This window comes from Faecalibacterium sp. I3-3-89 (assembly GCF_023347275.1).
Classification (GTDB): Bacteria; Bacillota; Clostridia; order Oscillospirales; family Ruminococcaceae; genus Faecalibacterium; species Faecalibacterium butyricigenerans.
In genome coordinates, this window is the sequence record NZ_CP094468.1 from 1,340,892 (window position 1) to 1,365,565 (window position 24,674).

The 24,674-nt window shown below is 60.0% G+C and carries 23 protein-coding genes, 1 tRNA gene and 1 pseudogene; 22 read left to right on the top strand and 3 right to left on the bottom strand.

What is annotated here, in order from left to right; translation table 11 throughout:
• The first annotated feature begins 32 nt into the window (after positions 1-32).
• The 9 genes from MTP38_RS06235 (at position 33) to hslO (ending at position 10,341) form a co-directional block, all read left to right on the top strand.
• The gene (locus tag MTP38_RS06235; protein ID WP_249234603.1) at positions 33-1,835 is read left to right on the top strand and encodes an SGNH/GDSL hydrolase family protein; all 1,803 of its coding nucleotides are present in this window, start codon (positions 33-35) and stop codon (positions 1,833-1,835) included.
• A 53-nt stretch (positions 1,836-1,888) separates the two neighbouring features.
• The gene (locus MTP38_RS06240) at positions 1,889-2,119 is read left to right on the top strand and encodes a hypothetical protein (RefSeq protein WP_227620868.1); all 231 of its coding nucleotides are present in this window, start codon (positions 1,889-1,891) and stop codon (positions 2,117-2,119) included.
• 124 nt (positions 2,120-2,243) lie between these two features.
• Positions 2,244-2,984, top strand: a complete 741-nt coding sequence (locus tag MTP38_RS06245; RefSeq protein WP_227620867.1) for a YjjG family noncanonical pyrimidine nucleotidase — start codon at positions 2,244-2,246, stop codon at positions 2,982-2,984.
• Positions 2,985-3,038: 54 nt separating this feature from the next.
• A complete protein-coding gene (locus tag MTP38_RS06250; protein WP_249234604.1) occupies positions 3,039-4,931 on the top strand; it encodes an ABC-F family ATP-binding cassette domain-containing protein in 1,893 nt (630 codons plus the stop codon).
• A gap of 25 nt (positions 4,932-4,956) precedes the next feature.
• Positions 4,957-5,496 (top strand): Gx transporter family protein, encoded by a 540-nt coding sequence (locus MTP38_RS06255; protein ID WP_249234605.1) that lies wholly within the window; start codon positions 4,957-4,959, stop codon positions 5,494-5,496.
• A gap of 118 nt (positions 5,497-5,614) precedes the next feature.
• On the top strand, positions 5,615-8,065 hold the full coding sequence (gene lon / locus MTP38_RS06260; protein ID WP_227620864.1) for an endopeptidase La: 2,451 nt from the start codon (positions 5,615-5,617) through the stop codon (positions 8,063-8,065).
• Positions 8,066-8,083: 18 nt separating this feature from the next.
• The gene (yihA, locus tag MTP38_RS06265; RefSeq protein WP_249234606.1) at positions 8,084-8,698 is read left to right on the top strand and encodes a ribosome biogenesis GTP-binding protein YihA/YsxC; all 615 of its coding nucleotides are present in this window, start codon (positions 8,084-8,086) and stop codon (positions 8,696-8,698) included.
• Positions 8,699-8,702: 4 nt separating this feature from the next.
• On the top strand, positions 8,703-9,455 hold the full coding sequence (locus MTP38_RS06270; RefSeq protein WP_227620862.1) for a class I SAM-dependent DNA methyltransferase: 753 nt from the start codon (positions 8,703-8,705) through the stop codon (positions 9,453-9,455).
• Between the two features lies 1 nt (position 9,456).
• A complete protein-coding gene (hslO, locus tag MTP38_RS06275; protein WP_249234607.1) occupies positions 9,457-10,341 on the top strand; it encodes an Hsp33 family molecular chaperone HslO in 885 nt (294 codons plus the stop codon).
• Positions 10,342-10,453: 112 nt separating this feature from the next.
• On the opposite strand, the gene MTP38_RS06280 is transcribed toward hslO, so the two are convergent.
• Positions 10,454-11,599: a sporulation protein YqfD gene (locus tag MTP38_RS06280; protein ID WP_249234608.1), complete on the bottom strand. Its 1,146-nt coding sequence runs from the start codon at positions 11,597-11,599 to the stop codon at positions 10,454-10,456.
• Between the two features lie 11 nt (positions 11,600-11,610).
• Positions 11,611-11,898: a YabP/YqfC family sporulation protein gene (locus tag MTP38_RS06285; RefSeq protein ID WP_227620859.1), complete on the bottom strand. Its 288-nt coding sequence runs from the start codon at positions 11,896-11,898 to the stop codon at positions 11,611-11,613.
• A gap of 67 nt (positions 11,899-11,965) precedes the next feature.
• Between MTP38_RS06285 and MTP38_RS06290 the strand changes: the two genes are divergently transcribed.
• Together MTP38_RS06290 and MTP38_RS06295 are read left to right on the top strand one after the other, a co-directional pair.
• A complete protein-coding gene (locus tag MTP38_RS06290; RefSeq protein WP_249234609.1) occupies positions 11,966-13,060 on the top strand; it encodes a hypothetical protein in 1,095 nt (364 codons plus the stop codon).
• A gap of 51 nt (positions 13,061-13,111) precedes the next feature.
• A tRNA-Thr gene (locus MTP38_RS06295) sits at positions 13,112-13,187 on the top strand.
• 168 nt (positions 13,188-13,355) lie between these two features.
• On the opposite strand, the gene MTP38_RS06300 is transcribed toward MTP38_RS06295, so the two are convergent.
• Positions 13,356-14,501: a tyrosine-type recombinase/integrase gene (locus MTP38_RS06300; RefSeq protein WP_249234610.1), complete on the bottom strand. Its 1,146-nt coding sequence runs from the start codon at positions 14,499-14,501 to the stop codon at positions 13,356-13,358.
• A 252-nt stretch (positions 14,502-14,753) separates the two neighbouring features.
• Here MTP38_RS06300 and MTP38_RS06305 point away from each other — a divergent pair.
• The 11 genes and pseudogenes from MTP38_RS06305 to MTP38_RS06355 all read left to right on the top strand — a co-directional run.
• Positions 14,754-15,410 (top strand): annotated as a pseudogene (locus MTP38_RS06305) (DUF6017 domain-containing protein); the annotation flags it as partial.
• Between the two features lie 52 nt (positions 15,411-15,462).
• Positions 15,463-17,358: a hypothetical protein gene (locus MTP38_RS06310; protein WP_249234611.1), complete on the top strand. Its 1,896-nt coding sequence runs from the start codon at positions 15,463-15,465 to the stop codon at positions 17,356-17,358.
• Positions 17,359-17,442: 84 nt separating this feature from the next.
• Entirely contained in the window at positions 17,443-17,706 is a 264-nt protein-coding gene (locus tag MTP38_RS06315) for an AbrB/MazE/SpoVT family DNA-binding domain-containing protein (protein WP_249234612.1), read from the top strand.
• Entirely contained in the window at positions 17,706-17,972 is a 267-nt protein-coding gene (locus tag MTP38_RS06320; RefSeq protein ID WP_249234613.1) for a type II toxin-antitoxin system RelE/ParE family toxin, read from the top strand. The genes MTP38_RS06315 and MTP38_RS06320 overlap by 1 nt, the downstream gene beginning before the upstream one ends.
• Positions 17,973-18,256: 284 nt before the next feature.
• Positions 18,257-20,518 (top strand): Ig-like domain-containing protein, encoded by a 2,262-nt coding sequence (locus MTP38_RS06325; RefSeq protein ID WP_249234614.1) that lies wholly within the window; start codon positions 18,257-18,259, stop codon positions 20,516-20,518.
• Positions 20,511-21,332 (top strand): hypothetical protein, encoded by an 822-nt coding sequence (locus MTP38_RS06330; RefSeq protein ID WP_249234615.1) that lies wholly within the window; start codon positions 20,511-20,513, stop codon positions 21,330-21,332. Before MTP38_RS06325 ends, MTP38_RS06330 begins: the two co-directional genes overlap by 8 nt.
• A gap of 4 nt (positions 21,333-21,336) precedes the next feature.
• A complete protein-coding gene (locus MTP38_RS06335) occupies positions 21,337-22,899 on the top strand; it encodes a right-handed parallel beta-helix repeat-containing protein (protein WP_249234616.1) in 1,563 nt (520 codons plus the stop codon).
• Positions 22,900-23,034: 135 nt separating this feature from the next.
• Complete coding sequence (locus MTP38_RS06340) at positions 23,035-23,403, top strand: hypothetical protein (RefSeq protein WP_249234617.1); 369 nt, start codon at positions 23,035-23,037, stop codon at positions 23,401-23,403.
• Positions 23,404-23,458: 55 nt separating this feature from the next.
• The gene (locus MTP38_RS06345) at positions 23,459-23,878 is read left to right on the top strand and encodes a YcbK family protein (RefSeq protein WP_249234668.1); all 420 of its coding nucleotides are present in this window, start codon (positions 23,459-23,461) and stop codon (positions 23,876-23,878) included.
• Positions 23,879-23,891: 13 nt separating this feature from the next.
• Positions 23,892-24,125 carry a hypothetical protein gene (locus MTP38_RS06350; protein ID WP_249234618.1) on the top strand — a complete coding sequence of 78 codons (234 nt, stop codon included), beginning with the start codon at positions 23,892-23,894 and terminating at the stop codon, positions 24,123-24,125.
• Between the two features lie 4 nt (positions 24,126-24,129).
• The gene (locus MTP38_RS06355) at positions 24,130-24,396 is read left to right on the top strand and encodes a phage holin (protein ID WP_249234619.1); all 267 of its coding nucleotides are present in this window, start codon (positions 24,130-24,132) and stop codon (positions 24,394-24,396) included.
• Positions 24,397-24,674 lie beyond the last annotated feature (278 nt).

Genomic DNA, 24,674 nt, shown 5'->3' on the forward strand with positions numbered 1-24,674 from the left:
TGAGTCGAAAAATGCAATCGGAAAAAGAAAATATGACTCTCATGCAGAAGCGGGCCGTTCTGGTCTGCATTCTCTGTGTTCTGGCCGTGCTGCTGACCTTCGGCATCACGACCGCGCTCTTGAAAAAAGGCGGCGACGCCCCCGCGCCCTCGGTCTCTGAGTCGGCGGCAGACCCCGCTCCGGGCGAAGACCTGTCGGGCCATTACCAGATCGACAACGCCTCTGCCGCCCTGCTGACGGAGACCGCCGACGCCGGTGCGGATTACCTGAACGACACCCTCTTCTTGGGCGACTCCAATACCGTCCGCCTCTACAATAACGGCCTCATCTCGCTGCAGCAGTTCTGCGCGAAGGAGGGCATTGGTACGCAGGCGGCGCTCAACGAGGGCATCGTTACCTTTAAGAAAGATTCGAACCACTACACCATCCCGCAGGCTGTGGCCATGATGAAACCCCGCCGGGTGGTCATGACCTTCGGCACCAACGACACCGGGATGGAAGTCTCGGACTTCATCGCCCACTATACGGCGCTGGTTCAAGCCGTCCAGCAGAGCTACCCCTATACCGACATCATCGTGAACACCGTGCCGCCTGTCCCGGTCGATCACTCCAACTATCCCCACATGGACCAGTCCAAGATCGACGACTTCAATATGGCTCTTCTGAATATGTGCGAGCAGCTGGGAGTCCGTTTTCTCAACTCTGCCGAGGCTCTCAAAGGCAGCGACGGCTACGGCATCGCGGACTATTATACCAGCGGCGACATCCATCTCAAGAGCGTCGGCCTCAAAGCTGTGCTGAATTATATCCGCACCCACGCCTGTCAGACCGATGACCGCCGCCCGGACACCAACAACATCCCCACCCGCACGATGGAATATGTCTCCAACCCCAGCTCCGCAGTGGCCGCGCCCAGTTCGGAGGCTGCAAGCTCCAGCGGGAGCCTGAGCGAAAGCGCCAGCGGCTCCGAAAGCTCGAGCAGCAGTGAGAGCACCAGCTCCAGCGAGGGCAAGAAGTTCGAGGCCCACTACCATGTGGACAAGAACGGCGGCGGCACCCTGAGCGTGGGCGGCGATACCGGCAACAACTCTGTGACCTATACCGTCACCGACCCCAGCAAGTCTATCACGGTGACGGCTGTCCCGGCGGACGGCTATGTCTTCGTCAAGTGGAGCGACGGTCTCACCAGCAAGACCCGCACCGATACCGATTTCAAGCAGAATCTGGATGTCACGGCGGTGTTTGGCGCTGCGTCCGTCCACATCACCAGCGAGGGCAAGGGGGCTGTGGGCAGCTCCTATACCTTCAAGGCCAACCTCAGCGGCAAGTATGCCAAGGCCGAACATCTGCGCTGGTACGCCAATGGGCAGGAGGTCACGCAGGCGGCGGGCAAATCCACCATCACCGTTGTGGTGGACAGCTCGATGGTCAACGCCTCCTACAAGATCCACGCAGTCGTCACCTATAACGACTGCAAGGTGAGCAGCAACACCCTGACCATCACCATCGGCAGCGGTGTGTCCAGCGAGTCTGCTCCTGCCAGCAGCTCGTCCTCGTCCAATGCCGGTTCTTCCGGCAGTACATCCGCTTCGTCTTCCTCTGCAAGCTCGGGCAGTTCCAGCAGCTCGTCTTCCGGCAGTTCTTCTGGCAGTTCCGGCAGCAGCTCCTCTCACAGCACCAGCAGCTCCTCGTCTGCATCGTCCAGCACGTCGGGCAGTTCCAAGGCAGAGTCGGAATCGAAGCCGGAGTCCAAAGCCGAGTCCAGCTCGGAGTCCAAGGTGGAATCCAAGTCCGAGGCCTCTGCCAGCAAGGAAACCGAGAGCAAGGCAGAATAAGTTTCACCCTTCTGCGTCCGGCTGCATAGGCTGGGCCGAGAGGAGGCGAGCCGATGGTCTGTGAAGAAATGCGAGTTCCCGGGCTGCCCGGTGCAGAAGATGTGACGGACGGCAACGTGGATTACTACGACATGGACTGGGAGAATATCGAGAACGGCGTGACGGAGGAGCAGATGGCGAAGTGCATCGCAAAAGAGTGCTCCTGTAAGCCGGAGCCGGACTGCGGCGGCAATCTACCGGAGCAGTCTGACGAGGAAGCTTATGAAATGACGCTGGAAGGATAAAAATTACGAGAAGCCAGCTCTGCCGGGCGGGGCTGGCTTCTCGCTGTTCTCAAACCGCAGCCGTTGCCGCGCCCGCTTTTGAGCGGCGGGCTGCACGAAAAAATAATAGAGAAGGGAAAGACAAATGGCAAAATACTATTGCATCCTCTTCGATGCGGACAATACGCTTCTGAATTTCGACGCTGCCGAAAGCAAGGCTCTGGCTGAAACGCTGGTGGAATATGGCATCGAGCCGGACGCCGAGACGGTGCAGACCTACCGCACCATCAACGAAGAGCTGTGGCGTCAGCTGGAAAAAGGCCAGATCCGCCGCGATAAGCTGATGGGGGAGCGTTTTACCCGCTTCCTCAAGGCCATCAATGCAGCAGGCGATGGCGTGGAGATGAACCGCTGCTACCTCGAGCGCCTGTCCACCCACCCCGACCTGATGACCTCCAATGTGCTGGATGTCCTCGGCGAGCTTTCGGAGGTGGCGACGCTGGCGGTCGTGACCAACGGCTTCGAGAAGGTACAGAGCCGCCGGGTGGCAGAGTCGGGCATCCGGAACTACCTTGAGGACGTCTTTGTCTCTGAGAAGCTGGACAGCGAAAAGCCCAGTCGCCGCATCTTTGACGCCGCTCTTCGCGCACTGGGCGTGGAAAACCGGGAGCACGTTCTGGTGGTGGGCGACAGCCTCACCAGCGACATTCAGGGCGGCGTGAATGCAGGTCTTGACACCTGCTGGTTCAATCCCGGCCATGCGGAGAACCCGGGCAAGGTGACACCCACCTACGAGATCGCCTCACTGGAAGAGCTGTATCCTCTGGTGATGGAGCCGGAAGAGCTGGCGAACCTCGGCCTCAAGCACCGCCGCCATCAGCCGTAACGGCGGCGGGACGTCCGTATCCACCCCTACTGGAAAAGAACACGGAAGATTATTATGCTGATTCATTTGGAAAAACTCGGAAAGAGCTTTGGCGAAAAGGTCGTCCTGCACGACGTGAGCGCCAGTGTAGAAAAGGAAGACCGCATCGGCATCGTGGGTCAGAACGGCGCGGGCAAGACGACGCTCCTCAAGATCCTGACCGGCGTTTACACCGACTATGACGGGGAATTCAGTGTGACCCATGGCGTGACGCTGGGCTATCTGGAACAGAACGCAAAGCTTGACACGACACTTGATATTTACGGGGAGATGCGCTCTTCCTTTGCCCCTGTGCTGGACGCGATGGCCCAGATGCAGATCTTGGAAAAGAAGATGGCGGCCGCTCCAAATGACCCTTCGCTGCTGGAAAAGCACGATGCGCTGCAAAACGTCATCGACGCGGCCGACGGCTACAACATGGACGTCAACATCAAAAAGGTGCTGTCCGGCATGGGCTTTGCGCAGGATACATGGGGCAAGAACGTGGGCGTTCTGTCCGGCGGTGAGCTGACCCGTCTGCGTCTGGCAAAGCTCCTGCTGGAAAAGCCGGATGTCCTTATTCTGGACGAGCCGACCAACCACTTGGATTTTGCCACGATGGAATGGCTGGAAAGCTATCTCAAGGGCTACTCTGGTGCGGTCCTTGTGGTCAGCCACGACCGCTATTTCCTCGACAATGTCTGTACCAAGATCTGGGAGGTCTCCTTCCAGACCATGACCACCTATAAGGGCAACTTTTCGGCCTATCTGCCCCAAAAGGAAGCCGCTGACGCCCTGCGCCAGAAGCAGCACGACGCCGATGTGGCGCTGGCTGAAAAACTGCAGGACTACATCGACCGCAACCTCGTCCGCGCCTCCACCACCAAGATGGCCCAGAGCCGCCGCAAACAGCTGGAGAAGCTGGAGATCACAGAGGCTCCGCAGGACGAGACGAATCAGCTCAAATTCCGCTTCGAATACGACGTAGAACCGTGGAATGAGCTGGTGCTGCTCAAGAACCTGACCATCAAGATCGGCGACCGGACTCTGCTGGAACCCTTTACCTATACGGTCTGCCGCGGCCAGCGGCTCATCATTGCCGGACCCAATGGCGCGGGCAAGTCCACCCTGATGCAAGTGCTGGACGGCAAGCGCCGTCCCTCCGGCGGTATGGTGCGTCTGGGGACGGGCGCACGGCCCAGCATCTTTGCCCAGCAGCAGAACCGCATCGGCGCAGGCCGCGTCATCGACGTCATCTGGAACAAATACCCCCGAATGACCGAATTGGAAGTCCGCAGCCATCTGGCGAAGCTGGGCTTCCGGGGGGAGACGGTCTTCAAGCCCTGCGAAGCCCTGTCCGGCGGCGAGCTGGCCCGTCTGCGCTTCGCGGAGATCGTGCTGGAACGGCCGAATCTGCTTTTCCTCGACGAGCCGACCAACCACTTGGACATCTACACCCGCGAAAATCTGACCGAGGCGCTGATGGCCTACACCGGCACGCTGCTCCTCGTCACCCATGACCGTCATCTGATGAACAGTCTGGCCTGCCCCATCCTCTATCTTGAGGACGGCAAAGCGGTTATTTATCCCAGCTACGATGCCCTGATGGGCCGCGCCGCTCCTGCCCCCGCGGCAGAGAAGAGCGGCGAGCCTGCTAAGGCAGGCTACGGCAAGGAACAGCGCCGCCGCCGGGCAGAGCTGCGCGCCAAGATCAAAGCCTGCGAGGACGAGATGGAGGCCTGCGGCGCCCGGGAAGTGGAGCTGGAAAACGAGATCAACTCACCGGAGGTCTACAACGACCCGCAGCTCCTGCGGGAAAAAAGCGACGAGCTGAGCGACCTGCGCTTCCATCAGGACGAGCTTTTTGCCGCGTGGGAAGCCGCTGTCGAGGAGCAGGAGCAATACGAGCAGTCCGCAGGCGAAGAATAAGCTGCGGCACAAAGGGGGAGAGCCAATGGCAAACCGAGATCATGATCCGAAGAAAACACACGAGATCGCACTTTCTGGCCTGCTGTTTGCGCTGGCGATGGCCCTTTCCTTTCTCGAGGGCACGCTGGTCATCCCGGGCCTTGCGCCAGGCATGAAGCTGGGCCTTGCGAACATCGTGGTGATGTATGCACTGTTTTTCATGGGAGTGCGGCAGGCGTTGTATCTCGACTTGCTCAAGGCGCTGTTCGTCTTCCTCGTCTCCGGGGGAACGGCAGGCTTTCTCTCCCTCTGCGGCGGGCTGCTGTCCCTGCTGGTGATGTGGGTGCTTTACTATAAGCTCCCGTTCCAGCCCACATGGTTCATCCTGTCGGTCTGCGGCGCACTGGCCCACAACATCGGCCAGCTGCTCGGCGCAGGACTCATCCTGTCCTCGACGATGTCGCTCTATTATGCGCCGGTGATGCTGGTGCTGGGCCTTATCATGGGCGCGCTCACATCCCTGACCCTCAAAGCCATCCTCCCCGCACTGGGGCGGCTGGGCTACAACACCCGGGAAAAGCGCTGAACAGTTGCATCGAAAGAAGTTTTTCGCTATAATAAAATGATAGATTTGATTTGACCCTACAAAAAAGCCGCCCTTATGGGTGACTCGCATCCGAGGGACGGCTGGGAGGTTTTGCACTATGTCTGAAAAAGTTACGGTCAAGGTGGAGCGGAGCGTTCTCCATCTTCCGGCCATCGCCCTGCGCGGGCTGGTGGTCTTTCCCAACAATCTGCTCCACTTCGAGGTGGGCCGCGAGAAGAGCATCGCCGCCGTGGAGTGGGCCGTCAGCAACAACTCGGACGTCTTCCTTGTGGCGCAGAAGGAGATGAAGGTCGAAGAGCCTAAGTCCGCCGACCTCTATACTTATGGCGTCGTGGCCGAGGTCAAGCAGGTGATGCGGGTGTCGGACGACCTCGTCCGCATTCTGGTCGAAGGCAAGTACCGGGCCAAGCTCTCCGAGATGGAGGACGACGGCAGCTTCCTGCTGGCCACGGTCCGTCCGGCTCCGGTAAAGATGGCAAAGCCCGAGGAAATGCCGGAGGCAGATGTCCTCGTCCGGAACGTCAAAAAGAGCTTCGACGAGCTTCTGGCGTTGAATCCCCATATCGGCAAGGATGTGGTATTTGCTATCACCACCAGCACCGACCCTGCCTTCCTGTCGGAGTACATCCCGGCCAACCTCTTGTTCCGCTTCGAGGACAAGCAGGCCATTCTGGACGAAGGCACCCTGATGGGCCGTCTGCGCCTGCTCATCGAGAAGATGCACCGGGAGCGCCGGATGCTTGAGATCGACAAAGAGATCGCCCAGAAGGTGGACGAAGCGATGGACAAAAACCAGCGCGACTACTACCTCCACGAGCAGCTCCACATGATCAGCGAGGAGCTGGGCGAGGACGACGACACCACCGCCGAAGCCGAGGAGTACCGCCGGAAGATCACCGCTCTCCATCTGGACGAGGAACGGGAGAAGAAGCTCCTCAAAGAGGTGGACCGCCTCTCCAAGATGCAGAGCAGCAATCAGGAGGGCACGGTCATCCGCACCTATCTGGATACCTGCCTCGACCTGCCATGGAACACCTTCACGGAGGATGATCTGGACATCGCCAAGGCCCAGCGGGTGCTGGATCGTGACCACTACGGCCTGAAGAAGGTCAAGGACCGCATTCTCGAGGTGCTGGCTGTCCGTAAGCTGGCCCCGGACGTCAAAGGCCAGATCATCTGCCTCGTCGGCCCTCCGGGCGTCGGCAAGACCAGCATCGCCCGCTCCATCGCCGAAAGCCTGAACCGCAAGTATGTCCGCCTGAGCCTCGGCGGCGTGCGGGATGAGGCTGAGATCCGCGGCCACCGCCGCACCTACATCGGCGCGATGCCCGGCAAGATCATCAGTGCGATGATCACCGCAAAAAGCTCGAATCCGCTGATGCTGCTGGATGAGATCGACAAGCTTGCCGGTGACTTCCGGGGCGACCCGGCCGCCGCTCTGCTGGAAGCCCTCGACCCCGAGCAGAACAGCACCTTCAACGACCACTTCATTGATATGCCGTTCGATTTGAGCCATGTGCTCTTTATCACCACGGCCAACGACCTCAGCGCCATCCCCGGCCCGCTGCGCGACCGCATGGACGTCATCGAGCTGCCCAGCTACACCCGGGTAGAAAAGTACAACATCGCCCGCAAGCATCTGGTGCCCAAGCAGCTGGATGCCTGCGGTCTGACCGGCAAGGTCGCCTTCTCCCAGAGCGCCCTCTACGGCATCATCGACGGCTATACCCGCGAGGCCGGCGTCCGCAATCTGGAGCGCACCATCACCAGCGTCCTGCGCAAGTGCGCCCGGAAGATCGCATCCGGCGAGGCGGAGAATGTCTCCGTCACCGGCACCAGCCTCGAAAAGCTGCTCGGTCCCCGGATGGTCAAGCCCGAGTTCCTGAACCGTACCAATGCCATCGGCATCGCCAATGGTCTGGCATGGACCAGCATCGGCGGCGAGACTCTGCCCATCGAGGTGCAGGTCATCGACAACGGCAGCGGTAAGATCACCGTTACCGGCTCTCTGGGCGATGTGATGAAGGAGAGCGCACAGCTGGCCATCACCTACGCCCGGGTCCATGCCGCTGAGTACGGCATCGACCCGGAGCGCCTCAAGAAGTGCGACCTGCACATCCATGCCCCCGAGGGCGCAGTGCCTAAGGACGGCCCCTCGGCCGGTGTCACTCTGACCACTGCTCTCATCTCCTGCCTGTCCGGCATCCCGGTGCGGGGTGATGTGGCCATGACCGGCGAGATCACCCTTCACGGCAATGTGCTGCCCATTGGCGGTCTGCGGGAGAAGAGCATGGCGGCGTACCGCGAGGGGATGAAGACCGTCCTCATCCCGAAGGATAATCTGTCCGACCTGTACGAGGTGGACGACGAGGTCAAGAAGAACATCGAGTTCCTGCCCATGTCCAATCTGTCGCAGGTGCTCGCCGCCGCACTCCTCAAGCCAAAGACGGTATCGGCGGGCCATCCCCGTGCCAAGAAGGGAAAGCCCGCTGAGGCTGCGGCCCTGCCGCAGCCGACCGAAAAGCCGCAGACGGGCGCGGTCTGCTGAGACGAAAGGAACGCAGCTATGAACTATAATAAAGCGGATTTCATTGCAAGCTACGGCATCTCCAGCCAGCTGCCCGAGAGCGATCGCCCGGAGCTGAGTTTCTCCGGCCGCTCCAACGTGGGCAAGTCCAGCCTTATCAACAAGCTTTGCAGCCGTAAGAACCTCGCCCGCGTGTCCAGCACGCCGGGCAAGACAGCGACCATCAACTTCTACGCCGTGGACGACTGCTATTTCGTCGATCTGCCCGGCTACGGCTATGCCAAGGTGAGCAATGCGGATCGTGAGCGCTGGGATGACCTCATCAACAGCTACTTCGAGGCGCAGCGCCATCATACCCTGCTCGTCCAGCTCATCGACTGCCGCCACGCCCCCAGCGCCGACGATTTTCAGATGCTGCGTTACCTGCACTACCATAACATCCCCTTCGTCGTGGCGCTGACCAAGGCCGACAAGCTCAAGAAGAGCCAGCTGGCCAAGACGCAGGAGGAGTTCGAAACGCTCTGCCTGCCGTATGGCTGCCAGAAGGTCGTGCTGACCAGCGGCGAGAATGGCTATGGAATCCCGGAGCTGCAGGCAGTGCTGGATGCCGCCATCGCAGCCGAGTACAAAGAAAACGCAGAGGACGCGGAGTGACCCAATGGCCTACAACGAATTTGCTTATTTCTACGATGAGTTCAACGGTGAAGCGGATTATGATGCGCTCTATGCCCATATCCACAAGGAGTTGGATGCTCACGGGATCCGTGACGGCATCCTCGCCGACCTCGGCTGTGGGACAGGGGAGCTGACCCTGATGCTCACACAGGCGGGCTATGATATGATCGGCATCGACCAGTCAGAGGAAATGCTCTGCGTCGTCCGGGACAAGGCCGAGCAGCTCGGTCTTTCCGGCGGGCTGCTTCTGCTGCGGCAGGATCTGCTCAAGCTTGACCTCTACGGCACCATCCGGGGGGCAGTGTCTACCTTTGACACCTTCAATCATATCCCTGATCTGGACAAGGCCATCGCCAACGCCGGTTTCTTTATGGAAAAGGGCGGTGTTCTCCTGTTCGATATGAATACGCCCTATAAGCATCAGAACGTGCTGGGGGAGAACGTCTTCACCTTTGAGGAGGAGGACGCTTCCTGCGTCTGGCGCAACCACTACAGCGCCGCCGACCGCCGCGTGGAGATCAGCGTGGACATCGACTACCGCGAGACGGGGGAACACTTCCACGAGCAGTTCTACGAGTACACCTACGACCTCGAGACCATTCGCACTGCGCTGGAAAAGCACGGCTTTGCGCTGGAGAGCGTCTGCGACGGCGAGAGCTTCGGCCCGCTGACCGATGAGAGCGAGCGCTACTTCTTCTGTGCAGTCAAACAGTATACCCAACTGGAGGATAAATAATATGTCGAATCTGATCCGCGGCATTTCTGAGAACGGCGGTGTCGTGTTCTGTGGCGTGGACTCTACCGAGATCGTCCGCAAGGCGGAAAAGCTGCATACCACCAGCGCTACCTGCAGCGCGGCTCTGGGGCGTCTGCTCACCGGAGTGTCTCTGATGGGCGCAATGCTCAAGGATGACGGCGATTCCATCACCCTGCGCGTGTCGGGCGGCGGCCCGGCGGGTGTCGTCATCGCCTGCACCGACGCACACGGCAATGTAAAGGGCTGCATCGACCATCCGCTGGTCGAGCTTCCCGCAAAGGAGAACGGCCATCTGGATGTCGGCGGCGCCGTCGGAAAAGACGGTGTATTGACGGTCATCCGGGACAACAAGCTCCAGAAGGAGCCAACCGTCGGTCAGGTACCGCTGGTGTCCGGCGAGATCGCCGAGGACATCACCAGCTATTATGCTTACAGCGAGCAGATCCCCACGGTCTGTGCGCTGGGCGTTCTGGTGGACAAGGATCTGTCCATCGTCTGCGCGGGTGGCTATCTGCTGCAGCTCCTGCCGGGTGCGACCGATGCCGAGATCACCCGTCTGGAACAGAATATCGCCGCCATGCCCTCTGTCACCGAGATGCTCCACGCAGGGAAGACCCCGCAGGATATGATGGAGCTTGCAATGGCAGGCTTCGACCCGCAGGTCCTTGACACCCGCGAGGTGCAGTATCAGTGCGATTGCAGCGAGGAGCGCACGAAGAATATGCTTCTCAGCCTTGGCCGCAAAGAGCTGGAAAAGCTCCGGGACGAAGACCCCTGCTGCGAGGTGGTCTGTCATTTCTGCCACACCAAGTATGAGTTCGACCTGAACGAGCTTCTGGCAGAGACGACGCCGGACGAGAAATAGATGCTTCAAAAATCCATATTATAGAGCAGTTTGCATTTCTGATGTACAAGCAGGATCTGCGAACGGCATACCGCATTGTCGGAGCGGAAGTGCTCTGGGCAGTGCGGTATTTTTATTTGCAGATGTTTGCCACGATGGTATAAACGACTCGGTAGTGGAGCGTGCTTTCTTCGACAGAAACGTCTTCTTTGCGGGCCAGAAGCTCAAAATCGGGCCAATTTGCCTGTAAAGCTTGTTTGCTTTGCAGTCTTGCGATGGCCAGAGCCTGCTCCTCTGTCCGCTCCAGATCGACAACTTCTTTATAATAATAGCTCGTCTCTTCGATAAAACATGGAAAAGGGATGCCAAAAGCTTCCGGCTGGTCGTGCCGGATGACGGCCTTGGCCACAGATGTGGTGGGAACAGGATGAAGGGAGGACAGAGCGATCGACTGCCCATTCCAGAACAGCGTCCGGCGCACGGTCTGCCTGCCGGTGAGTTGCTCGGTGGGCAGTGTAAGAGCCGCTTCCTGCTCGTCTTCCCACTCGAACTGCGCCCGGACGATGCCTGCGGCAGGCTGAAAAATGAGCGTTCCGTCCCGTTCGGCGCGGGCAGTCCCGATGAGTCCCTGACCGGCTTCTACTGCCTGCCCGGGGACGACCAGCATCGTGCCGCTGACAAGGTTCGTGCTTACCACAGTGCCAGACACTTTGGCACGGAGACCGTGGAGTGTTCCGGCAGCAATGTCGGGCACAGGCTTTGCGACCGCTGCTTCTGCCACCAGCTTTCCTTTTGTAAAGTTGAGGCTTGCCCAAGAAAACTCGCCGCTCTGGAGCAGAGCGTATTCTCCGGCTGCGAGTTTGTCCTGCGTGACGACATTTCCCGGGAAAAGCCCGGTCTCCCATAGGACGACGGCGGCGCGCGCCTGCTGGCCGGGCGTCAGCCCCACCGGCTCGATGAACCAGACAAACCCTTGGAGCCAAAGCAGGAGCGGGAGAAAGACAAGACATCCTGCCCAAAGCCCTCGGCGCTGGAACAGAGGGCGGAGACGGAAAAAAAGACCGCAGCGCTTCTGGATGCGCAGCCGCACCCGCCGCTTGCGGGCCAGAGCAGCCAGCTTTCGGTAATGCCATGCAGCGCACCGGGCCGAAAATCCGCCGGGCCGGGGGACGACATCTGAAAGGGGAAGACTTCCGGCTGCGGCGGCCGTCAGCAGCCCTTCGGGATCACCATTCTGTGCGGAAAAGGAGATGCCTGCCCAGTGCTGGATCAGTTCCATGATAAAAGCTCCTATTCTTTCGAGAAGTCCGTCCGAAGGATCTGCCCACAAAGGGTGAGCCGCCGGGCAGAGAGCGTTTCGATCTTCAAATCGTCGCCGTAAACGGTCAGGATGCCCCTGCCCAGCTCGAGGCAGAGCTTTCCTTCCTCATAGGAGAGGATGCGCCGGAACTGTTCGATCTCCATCCGTCCTCCGCACAGGTAAAACGAGGCCCGTCCGTAGAAGTTCTGGGGCGGCTGACGGAACAACCGCCGGAACCAGCCGCGCGGGGAGCATTTTTGCTTTCGTTTTCTTCCCACGCTGCTCCCTCCCGCCGTGCAAAATGCTGCCAATTACCACATATATATGGAAATGGAGGGTGCGCATATGATTCAGAAAGAGAAAATCCGGAACGCAGGATATTTTCTGGCGGCATTGACAGCGGGGCTTCTGCCCTTTGCCGCACCAGAGCGTTGTGCGCAGGCTTTACGGGAGGGGCTGACGCTCTGCGGCGGTTCTCTGCTGCTCTCGCTGTTTCCGTTCCTCATCGTATCCACGCTGCTGATCCAGTGCCCGGCAGCGGGTGTACTGGGCTTGCCGTTTTATCCTGTGGAACGGCTTATCGGGGTGCGTGCTCCGGCAGCAGGGAGGGTGCTCCTCGTTGGGTTTCTGGGAGGCTTTGCCCCGGCGGCCAGCGCAGCGGCTGAGGCCGTCCATTCTGGGCAGCTCACAGCCCAAGAGGCAGACGCCATCCTTCCGGCCTGTGTCTGCTCCGGCCCTTCCTTTGTGATACTGACGGTAGGACGATCGATGCTGGGCAGCGCAGAGCTGGGCGTTCTGCTGTTCCTTGCGCAGGTGATGGCGGGTTATCTGTGTGCCGCTCTTCTGGCACGGCTGGAGCCTCCACTCGCATCAAAGCGGTCGGAGGTCAAGCTTTCCGAGGCTCGTGTTCTCCGGCTGGACAGCATCATTGCACAGGCCGCACAGACTTATGTAAAGCTCTGCGCCTTTGTCCTGTTCTTCCGGATGCTGGCCGCAGGAGCAGGGGAAGTGCTGCCCTCCGGCGCGGGAGTCTTCTGTGCGATGCTGCTGGAAGTCTGCTCCGGCTGTGATCTGGCGGCCCAAAGCGGTCGGTTTGCAAGTATGCTGTGCTGTGCGGCATTGAGCGTACAGGGACTTTCTGTTCTGATGCAGGTGCGTACCATCTGCCCGTCGGAAATGACGCTCCGCCCACTGTACCGTGCCCGGCTGCTCCATCTGCCGCTTTCTCTGCTGCTGTTTTACCTTCTGCTTCCTCAACGGGCGCAGGAGACCTTCAGCACCCTGTGCGGGCAGGTCATAACGATGCGCCGCCTCCCGCCAGACTGTGCGCTGCTGATCTTTGCCGGATGCTGCTTTGCAGTCTGTGAGCTGAGCCGTACCGTTGGAGGCGACAGAGAAGATATGAAAAAATCGTCCGATAAAGTTGCGAATCAATATTGACAGCTCCCGGCTTTTGTGGTAAAATACTACACGTTGCAATGAGTGCAATGTGCTACTGTGGCTCAGCCGGTAGAGCAGCTCACTCGTAATGAGCAGGTCGTCCGTTCGAATCGGATCAGTAGCTCCAAAGTAAAATCCCCGAAAAGTGGCTTCACGCCTAGCTTTTCGGGGATTTTTGTTTGTCTGCGAAAATGCCTTTCGAGGGGGATGTGGGCGCTAATTACCCTAATTTCCGGGAAAGTTTTTTTGAAATGCAAGTCAAAATGCAAGTCAAAAAGGAGGAGAAACAAGGCGGTCAGCCCGAGTTGGCACAGGATTTTTTGAGGTAGGTATCCAGACGATTGATCTTTTTCTTTTTGAATTTTTTATCGAGGGCGGTGTAGATGCCCAGCGTGACCGAGATGTCCTTGTGGCCCATCTGATCGCGGGCGGTCATGACGTCCACACCGGCGAAGTACATCAGGGTGCAGAAGGTATGGCGGAGCTGGTGCGGGGTGAAGGTGTCGATGAGCATGGGCAGGCCGCCCGGGCGGTTTTTGTTTTGCTGGCCGTCGTAGCCGTACTTGACGTTAAGGTCGCGCATGTAGCTCTCCCACAGGCGCTTCCAGCCCTGCTCAGTCATCTGCCGGCCTTTGGGATTGTGGAGCACGTAGAGGCAGCCGTCCTGCTGGGTGCGGAGATAATCGACAAGGACCTTGGGGATACTGACGACGCGGACGCCGGCAGGCGTCTTGGGGATCTTGACCTTTTTGGCGCGGAAGTCGTAGCCCTTGCTGACCGTGATGGTGGCGTCGTCGAGGTCGATGTCGGCCCAGGTGAGGGCGGTGGCCTCGCTGCGGCGGAGGCCGGAGTAGAGCAGGAGCATCGCGGCCCGCTGGGCAGTGTGGGGCGTCTCACGGATCCAGCGCTGCTGCGCCTCGGTGATGGGGTCGCGCGGCTCCGACGCAGCCCCAGCGGGGGCGATGGTCTTGATCAGAGGGTTGTACATCACGATCTCCGGGATGGCGAGGTTATACGCCGCCTTGGCGCTGCCGCGAAGGTTGGTGAGGGTAAAGTGGGAGAGGGGCGGCTTGCCGTCGTGCCAGTCGGCCAGCGTATTGAGCACCTGCTGGAAGTCGGACGCGCGCAGCTCAGAGGCGGGAACGTCCACCAGCTCGCCCCAGTGGGCCTTATTGGTGGCCAGCCGGTCGAGGCTTTTCTGGCTGATGCCTTTGGCCTTTTTGGACGCGATGAGATTATCGTACAGGGTGCCTAAGGTGGCTTCGGCCTGCTGAGGATCCATGCCCTTGCCGATGGCAGTGCGGTAAGCTTCGGCAGCAGCGCGGGCCTCGCGCTCCGTGGAGCCATAGAAGGACTTGAACTTTTTGCTGCCATCGTCCGCTTTGCCCAGATAGATACGGTAGCGGTAGCGGCCGTCAGAACCTTTTTTATTTTTGGCCATAACAACTCTGATTATCTCCAAAAAGCCCGGAAATACGGGCATTTCACGGGATATAAGAACTGAATTTACTACCGATTTACTACTTTCGGATTGAGCTTTGACACGCTTCTGCTTCCCGTGAAGCCCAGCGCCCAAATAGTGACACATCGAAAATTGAATACGACACCGCAGACAGCGGCGTTCTCTTTTCCCCTTTGGGGAGATCAGGACGCCGCTTTTTTGCGCCCAAAAACAGAAAGGAGGCGACCGCCTATGTACTTTACTTCCGGCAGCGACCGGGCCTTTGAACAGCTCATGCAGACGAGGCCGGGCGCAGATCATTTTGACAACGGCGAGGCCGGAGCGCCGGAGGACTGCGGCACCTGCCGTTTCTACCGCCCGCACTGGAAGTACCAGTTTTGTGTGTATGAGGAATGTCCCTACCAGCCGGGCAAGCTCACCGCCCTTGACGGCGCGGTGAAATTTCAAGTGAAAGGAGTGGACGACGAGATGGCAGTTTTTCGAGTGGAGAAAAACCGGGGCTATACGGTGATGTCCAACCACCACCTGCGGAACAAGGACTTGTCCCTGAAAGCCAAGGGGCTGCTGTCGCAAATGCTGTCCTTGCCGGAGAGCTGGGACTTTACGCTGAAAGGCTTATCCCTTATCAACCGGGAGCAGATCGACGCGATCCGGGCGGCTGTCCGGGAGCTGGAACAGGCGGGCTATATCGTGCGTTCCCGTGAGCGTGACAGCCAAGGCCGCCTGCGCGGGGCGGATTACATCATTTATGAACAGCCCCAGCCTGTGCCGGATTCACCTACATTGGAAAATCCAACATTGGATAATCCAACGCAGGAAAAGCCTACGCAGGAAAAACCAACGCAATTAAATAAAGATAGATCAAGTAAAGAGAAATCAATTACGGATCAATGACCTGCTGACCGACCTGCAGACCAGGCAGCGGCACCGCAGCAGCACCATGAGCCGGGCGCTGGACCGGATGCGGGGCAACTACGCCGGGGCCATCCTGACCGTGAACCCGGGCGTGGCCATCGCGCAGGCGGCCAGTCTGCCCACGGCGGGCGCTGTGCTGGGAGCAGACACCATGGCGGCGGTGCTGCCCTTCGCAAAGAATTTCTCGGGCAAACAGCGGGCCGCGCTGGAAGCAGAGATACGCCAGCACGGCGACGCCCTGCTGCAATACCGCCTGCGCGGCACCAAGCGGGGAGAGATGAGCTCCATCGGCGCGCACAAAAACCTTGTGGCCAAAGCGTCGGAAGCCATGCCTGCTGTGACCGGCTGGATCACCGGCATGGACGAGATCACGGTGGCCGCGCTGTGGGAGGGCGCGAAGCGGTATGTGGAGCACCATACAGCAGAATTCAGCGAGGGTGCCGCGGAGAAGGGCAGCGAAGCCTACTGGGAAGCCGTGAACAAGATGTACCAGCGGGTCATCGAGGAGACCCAGCCCAACTACACCACCATGCAGCGGGCGGGCATCCAGCGCAGCGACAACGAGTTTGTGAAGACGCTGACCATGTTTACCACCCAGCGCTTCCAGAACTACGGCATCCTGGCCGACGCAGTAGGCGACTACAAGGCCCAGAAGGCGCGGTACGCTGCCGACCAGAGCGCCGAGAACAAGGCCGAGGTACAGCGGGCCGGGCAGAGCCTGCGCCGGGCGGCGGCAAGCCAGGTGGTGCAGACGGCGGTATTTGCCCTGATGAAGATCGGCGCGGACTTTTTGCTCCACCGGTGGGACAAGGAGCAGGACGAGAACGGCGACATCACGGCGGCCAGCGTGGGCAAGCGGTTTTTCGACCTGTACACCGAGAGTGCAGCCGGAAACTTTTTGTACGGCTCGGAGATCTATAGCGCCCTGACCAACGCCCGGGACGGCAAGGACTATGACGTGGTGAGCGCCACCAACATCAGTGCGGTGAACGACCTGTTTGCTGCCTTTACCAAGACCGTCAAGCTGCTGCGGACGGACACTGGCGAGATGAGCGAGGAAGAGCTTGCAGCGCACCACCAGAAGCTGAACAAGGCGGTGCTGAAGGACATTCAGTGCGGCCTTGAACTCTACGGCGTACCGGCGGCCAACATCCGGAAGGTGATGCAGGCTTTCGAGGGATACTGGGAGGACGCACAGGCCATCGGCCGAGGCGAAGGATTTAGCTTTAGCTCGACGCCCTCTTCGGCCACCGGGCAGTACAACCGGCTGTACAACGCCATCCAGAGCGGGGACAGCGAGGAGGCTGCTGCGGCGATGAAGAAGCTGGAACAGATGAACAAGACGGACAAGGTGGACAGCGAGCTGGCAAGGCGGCTGAAGCAGTACGACGCCGACGTGCTGGCGGCGGCCAAGGCCCAGAACGCGGGCAAGGAGAAAGCGGCGGAGACGGCGCGGCAAGCGGCCTTCAAGAAGCTGCTGGACGGACTGGACGTGAGGAACAAAGACTCTGCCCGGCGGACGGAGCTGGTCAACGTAGTGACCGGCGCTGTGAACGAGAAGGCCAACGAGCTGCTGCTGGCCGAAAAGGGCCGGGACAAGGACGCCAGCGTGTACGCTGACCTGCTGGACGAAGTGGAAAATGGCCGGGTGAAGGACGTGCAGGCCGAGATCAACCGGCTGATGACCGCAGGCAAGGACAAGGGCAGCATCAAGAGCAAGATCACCGAGGCCGTAAAGGAGGAGTATCTGGCCGGAAACGACAGCGACCGGGAGAGGCTGGAAAAGAAGCTACTGGCCCTCGAGGACGCAGACGGGAACCCGCTGTACGAGGAAAAGAACTTTGCGCAGTGGGTGAAGGATGCGGACAAGAAGGCGGAGAAGGCGAAGGACGAGAAGAACTGGTGGGAGGGGGTGAAGTAAAAATGACTTGATATTCCGGCGCGGTTGGCGTATACTGATGGTAAGAAAGTTGGAAAATCCAACGATGCAAAGGAGCTGACAGATATGCTGACAGAGCTGAGGACCAAGTCTCAGATCACTATCCCGAAGGACATCGTGGCACGGCTGGGCCTGCACGAGGGCGACAAGCTGGAAATCGTGGAAAAAGACGGAACCATCCAGATCATGCCGGTGGCCGTGTACCCCAAGAAGTATCTGGACGAGCTGCGCAGCGAGATCAATGAAACAAAGGCGAAGATCGCAGCCGGTGAACAGCCGGTCTTTGATACCGTTGACGAGCTGTTTGAGATGTTGGATGGAGTGAGCTGATGGCGTACAAGATCACATTTACCAAGCGGTTCGTCAAGAACGTGAAACGGCTGTCGGCAGCAGAACGGACACAGCTGAAAAAGAAGCTGGAACTGCTGATGCAAGATCCGCTATACCCGTCACTGCGAACAAAACGGATACAGGGAACAACAGATTTGTTTGAGTTCAGTGTCAATATGGATGTTCGGGTCATATGGCAATACGACGGAGACACCATCATACTGCTGCTGGACATCGGACACCACGATATTCTGAATCAGTTTTAAGAAAAGAACGAGCACTCTGGCTGTGAGCCGGGGTGCTCGTTCTTTTTGTATGTCCGCAACCCGTGCTCGCCTGCGGCGAGACCTTACAAAACTACTGCGGGCTTGAATAAGTCCGCAGTAGTTTTGAAGTGAGAGACGTGATAGGCTTTTGGTAGAGTGCCTGCCCTACTGAGAGCGGCAGTAGACCGGAAGGGAACCTCTCAGCTTTGCAGTCCGCCTGACGGCGGCGCTGCAAAGCAGCTCCCCTAGCGAGGGGAGCCTTTCTCAAAGGAAGGAGCCTCAGAGTGAAAGTAAGGATCATCAAGGACCGATTCGGCGGGATGGGCTGGCGGGCCGAGCCGGGCGTGCTGCACTTAGGCGGCGTAGGAACGGCGGGCGTGGAGAGCCTGAGCTTCGCGCTGCCGGAGGAGTGGGACGGGATGGCTGTGACCCTGCACATCGAGCAGGAGGGCGGCACACTGCCCCAGCCGGTGCTGCTGAACGAGAGCCGGGAAGTGACCATCGACCGACGGTTCACTGCTGCCCGGCAGGGGTTATGGATGCTGCTGGCCCAGAGCGCAGACGGTTACACCGCCATGAGCTGCCCGGCGAAATACGACTGCTACGAGACCATTGAGCTTTCGGGCACGGTGGAGGACGTAGACCCCAGCGTATACGCCCAGTTCGTGGCGCTGGTACAGCAGGCCGTGAACACGGCCATGAACGAAGGCGCGGACGCCAAGGCAGCGGCCAAGACGGCCAAGGCTGCGGCAGATGCCGCCCAGAAGGGTGCAGCTGCCACACAGAAAGAGCGGATGGATGCCGAGGACGCCGAAAACGCCGCTGCCCTTGCGGCGGCAAGGACGCAGGCGGACATCACGGCTGCGGCAGCGAGCGCTGCCAGCGCCCGGGGCGCGGCAAATGAGACACTGGACGCCTGCACCGCTGCCACTCAGGCAGCGAACCGGGCGGCGAACCTTGCCCCCAAAAAGGAGGAGCGCCGCCTGCTGATGCGTCTGCTGCGGGAAGCCGCCTATCAGACCAAGACCGCCGACACCCTGCTGGACACCCTGAGCAGGGTATGGTCGAAGGTGCCAGTGAGAGCGGTGACGCTGACCCGGGACAGCCTGACCCTGTATGCGGGAGAACGGACGGCGCTGGGAGTCCGGATCAGCCCCGAGAATGCAACGGAGCAGACCGTGCTGTGGGAGAGCAGCAACGAAGAAGTGGCCACAGTGGCGGACGGCGTGATCACGGCAAGGGTACCCGGCGGGACGCGGATCACAGCCCGGGCAGACGGATGCAGCGCAGACTGCGCCGTACTGGTGCGGCCCGCCGTGAAGAGCGTGAGCCTGAGTGACGACGTCGTGACCCTGACCGTGGGCGGCACCGCCGCTCTGGACGCGGCCGCCGACCCGGAAGGGCCGGTGGAATGGGCCAGCAGCGACGAGAACGTAGCTGAGGTAAAAGACGGCGTCGTGACAGCCCGAGGGCCGGGCGCTGCGGCCATCCTCGCAGCCAGCGGCGGGAAATATGCATTTTGCATGGTACGGGTGCAGGACGCTGAGGTACAGGTAGAGGCTGTGACCCTGAGCCGGACCACCTTAAAACTGAGACCCGGGGAAAAAGCGGCCCTGACGGCTACGGTCAGCCCGGAGAACGCCGACCAGACTGTGGTGTGGTACAGCGCCGCGCCGGAGACGGCCTGTGTGACCGGCGGCGAGGTGACGGCCATCTGCACCGGAACGACGGAAATAGCAGCCATTGCGGGCGGTGTGAAAGCGGCCTGCAACGTAGAAGTGTCGGAGGATGGCCTGAAAGCGGCCAGCATCCTGCTGAGCGCCGGGACGCTGGAGCTGACGGAGGGCAGAACCGCCACCCTGACGGCCACGGTGCTGCCCACCAGCATCCCCCAGAGCAGCATCGTATGGACCAGCTCCAACGAAGAAGCTGCCGTGGTGGACAGCGGTGTGGTGACGACCCGGGCGGCAGGCGTGGCCATCATCCGGGCCAGCGTGGGCGGCAAGACGGCCAGCTGTACCGTGACGGTGAGCGCTGCAAGAGTACCGGTGAGCAGCGTGACGCTCGACCGCAGCACGCTCGAGCTGAGCGTGGACAGCACGGCCCGCCTGACGGCCACCGTCCGGCCCGAGAACGCCGACGAACGCACCGTGGTATGGCAGAGCAGCAGCGAAGAGACCGCCACCGTGGAGGGCGGCATCGTGCGGGGCATGGCCGAGGGACGCGCCGAGATCACGGCGACAGCCGGAGGCGTAACGGCTGTCTGCATCGTGACGGTGAGCCGGGCACTCGTCTGGTGCAGCATCGTGAACCGACTGAGCCACGTGACCACCGACCAGACCGCCGTCGTGGTAGCGAAGGGCCGGGCCTACAAAGCCACCCTGCACACGGAAAGCGGATACACTCTGGCCGAGGTCGTGATAAAAATGGACGGAGAGGACATTACCGGGACTGCGTGGGACGCCGGAACGGGCGTGGTGCGCATTGAGAAGGTGACCGGCAATGTGGTGATAACGGCCCGAGCGGAGGTGACGGCAGATGAGTGAGCCTATCTATAACAGCAGCGGCGCGGTGCTGTACCCCGGCGAGAGCGGCGGGGCCAGCGGATACCGGGGCAGCTGGCTACTGACGCTGTGGCCGGAGAGATGGGAGAAAGCGAGTAGCACGAGCCGCTGGCCCCTGATGCAGGACGTACCGCTGCCGGACGCAAAGACCGGCTATGTAGCGCTGGGCTCCTACCCGGACGGTTACGGCACTGCGGCGCAGGAAGCGGGATGCCCGCCCTACTGCGAAGCGCGGGACAGCTTTGTCCGCTTTTACGCCAGAGTAAAGCCGCCCGATGACATCCGGGTACAGGTAACGCTGCTGGGCAACGCGGGCGGCGCTGTGGTGGCCGGTCCGGTGGCGGGAAGCGGCGTGCGGGTGGACAAGACTCTGGCCGTCTCCGGCGCAGCAGCAGACAGCAAGGCTGTGGGCGACCGCATGATCCTGCTAGAAGGCTATGCCGGCGGCTATCTGGGACTGTGGACGATCACTCTGGCCCCGGAGGGCTGGAAGGACTGCACCGACCTGCCGCACTACCCCCACAAATACACTGCTGCACTGCGTGCTGCCCGGGAGGTGACTGTACCGTCTGCCGTGCCCGCCCTCGACAGCCTCAGCACGGCAATCGCGGCAGGCATGGCCACCGTATGCGAGACGAAGGACGGCACGATCACCTTCTGGGTCGAGGACGTGCCCGAGGGAGAAATACAGATGCAGGTCATGCTGGTGGGCCCCACGACCGAACAGCAGGCATCCAACACTGCACTGCTGGGACGTGGCGTTCTTGGCAGGATGATACTTGGCACAGGAGGCTAAGACTATGAGTTACGAAAAACAGGATTTTACGGACAACACCGTCCTGACCGCCGCGCAGCTCAACCACATGGAAGAGGGCATTGCAGCGGCGGAGGAGCTGGCGGGGAAGGCGGGGACGGACCTGACCATCGGCACCGTGACCACCGGCGACCGTGCGGCGGCATCCATCGAGGACGGGAAGCTGAACCTGACCCTGCCACGGGGCGAGAAGGGAGACAGCGGCACTGCCGCCTCGGCCCTCACCCCCGAGCAGTTCGGCGCGGTGGGCGATGGCGTGGCGAATGATACGGAGGCTATCCTTGCGGCGGCACAAGCTGCCTGCGAGCAGGGAAAGCACCTGAGCTTCTCCGCTGGTAAGACCTACCTGTGGAGCAATGGGGCTGATTTTGCAGCGCTGAACGGTCTGTATATCGAGGGCAACGGCGCAAAAGTATTTGCAAAAGACCGCGTGCTCCTCTTCCGTCAGATGACAAACACCACGGTCGAGGGGCTGCATTTTATCGCCAGCCCGTCCAGTGCCGCGATGGAGCTTATCAAAATCTTCGAGTGTACCGGATTCAAGCTTCTGGACTGCACGCTGGAATGGGACTTGCACGACAACATCGATTCCGAGCACAACATCCTCGACGTATATCGCGGCAACCGGGATGTACTCATCCGGGGCTGCACTTTAAAGCAGCTGACCGGCACCCGTGCAGGCGGCATCTGGATCCGCGAGGGTAAGGCCGGATTCATCGGACAGAATATCCGGATCGAAAACTGTGACATCTATAAAGCAGGCGGCGACGAAGTTTTGGCTGTCTGGGGTTGGGCCGGTCATCTGAGGGATGTCACCATCTCGAACTGCAACTTTATTGAGGTGGATGACAAAAAGTATGCAGAGCGTGGCAAAGACCCCGCATGGCTTATCGGCCTGAATGCCAGCGAAGGCGACAATATCCGATTTGAAAACTGCTCTATCCGCACCTGTCGCGCCGGTTCGACATTCCGCCTGAAAGGCGAAGGGGGTGTGGTTGTGGACAACTGCGACATCTACAACGACAGCAGCAAGGCGTCCCATGGTCATCCTCTGCTCCAGTGGACGGCCTCCGCAGACCCCTTCGAAAAATGCTGCATCCAGAACTCCCGCATCACACTGAAGGGCGGCGAAAACAACCGCATCGCCTATCATCTGGGCAGATGCATCAACAATCAGTTCCTTCTTGATTGTGCCGGTAAAGGATTTCAGAGCGGCGTCGAGCTGCGAGACAATATTTTTACCGGAAGAATGGATGGCAAGCTGATTTGGAGCGCGGCGATGGGCGAGTCCGGAAGTTCGAGCGTTACTGCGCCGGATGGGGTGGACTATATCATCGTCAAGCAGAGGGAGACGGCCTACAAGGACGTCCGGATCGCACGAGGCTGCACGGGCACCACGACTATCAGACAAGCTGACTCCTCTAACGGTTCTGGCGCTGTGGATGCCTACGCAACGGTGACTTTTGCCTCGAACGGAAAGATCAGCTATAGCTATCCTAGCTACTATGCTTTCAGCAGCTTCACCGTCGAGGGCTATCAGTATATCTGAGCGGAGGCACAAAATGAGCAAATACAACTTTGATTCGTCTGTTTTTCTGATTCTTACCCCCCCGATTTGTTTGAGTCGGCCTGACAAGCCGCACCCCTTCAGCGCTGCCTGTCCGGCAGCATGGGAGGTGTGACCATGGCACTCGGTTCTGTAAGTATCCCTCCCTTCACCCGGGCAGAGCTCGTGCGCCTGATAAACCAGAAGTCGTACCCGGATGGGAAGCTGGTGTACACCGGCGCGACATCCTTCACCTATAAAAGCGACGGCTTACTGACGCTCCCAGATGAAGTCGATTATGTAAAATTGACCTGCCAATCATGCGACTCGAACACCCCTGGTTACGCAGTGCCAAATGGAACCAAGCTTGCAAGAGGCTCCAGCATCCGACCTGGCAGCGCGGAGATAAGCTTCAGCAGCGAGGGTCTTTTGAGATTTGTGGGCTACAACTCCGTCTATAAACCTTATGGAGCCTCTTACATCGTCGAGGGCTACCACTACTACTGACAAAACGAAAAGCAGCCCCACCCCGGGGCTGCTCAAAAGAAAGGTCGTGTTCTCTATCGCTATCAAAGAATATTCCATGTCCCGGGACTCCACCCGGCGGCTCTCGCCCAGCTTCAAGGTGCGGGAGTTCGGCTGCAAGGGCAGCGACGTCGTGCTCCTCGACGAGGAGCTTGTGGTGCTGCTCCAGTGCATCCGGGAGCACTTCGGCAAGCCGGTACATATCACCAGTGGCTACCGTACCGCTGCCCACAATGCCGCCGTCGGCGGCAGCAAGTCCAGCCAGCACCTGCTGGGTCGGGCAGCAGACTTCTACGTCGAAGGTGTGGACGTGGCCACTGTGGCCGCCTACGCCGAGACCCTGCTGCCCGGGCGGGGCGGCATCGGGCGCTACCCGAAGGACGCAAAGCACTCCACCCGCAAGACCGGCTGGGTGCACATCGACACCCGGGCGAATAAGAGCCGGTGGAGTATGTGAGGGGGTGATTCCGATGGAGACCGTTCTGGCCGCCCTTATCACCGGGGCTGTGACTCTGATCGGTGTGCTTATCGCCAACAGCCGCAGTCAGGCAGTCACGGATACAAAGCTCGAAGAGCTGACCCGGGAAGTGCGGGCACACAACAACTTTGCCCAGCGCGTGCCTGTGCTGGAAGAGCAGATGAAGGTGGCAAACCACCGCATCAAGGATTTAGAAGCAAACGAACACGAAAGAGAAAGGATTTGACACCATGAACGCACATATCACCACTCCCCGCACCGTCTCCGCTGCCACCATCGCCCGCACCGCTGTGCTGGCTCTGGCCCTCATCAACCAGATCCTGAGCGCTCTGGGCAAGCCCGTGCTGCCCATCGAGAGCGCCCAGCTCGAGCAGCTCATCTCCACCGGCTTCACCACCGTGTCTGCGCTGGTCACCTGGTGGTTCAACAATTCCTTCACCAAGGAGGCCATTCAGGCCGACGCCGAGTTTGAGCGGCTGAAGAAGAGCGTGAAGTGAGGTGGACGGGCGGCAAGCGACCGGTAAATATGCAGAAACTGCGCCACCTTCCGCGCAAGGGCGGTGGCGCAAGAGGTGGCGCAAGTAGTTTCTATTTTAGCGTAGATATGTTATAAAATCGGAAATATTGACGCTCTCGTAATGAGCAGGTCGTCCGTTCGAATCGGATCAGTAGCTCCAAAGTAAAATCCCCGAAAAGTGGCTTCGCGCCTAGCTTTTCGGGGATTTTTGTTTGTCTGCGAAAATGCCTTTCGAGGGGAATGTGGGCGCTGATTACC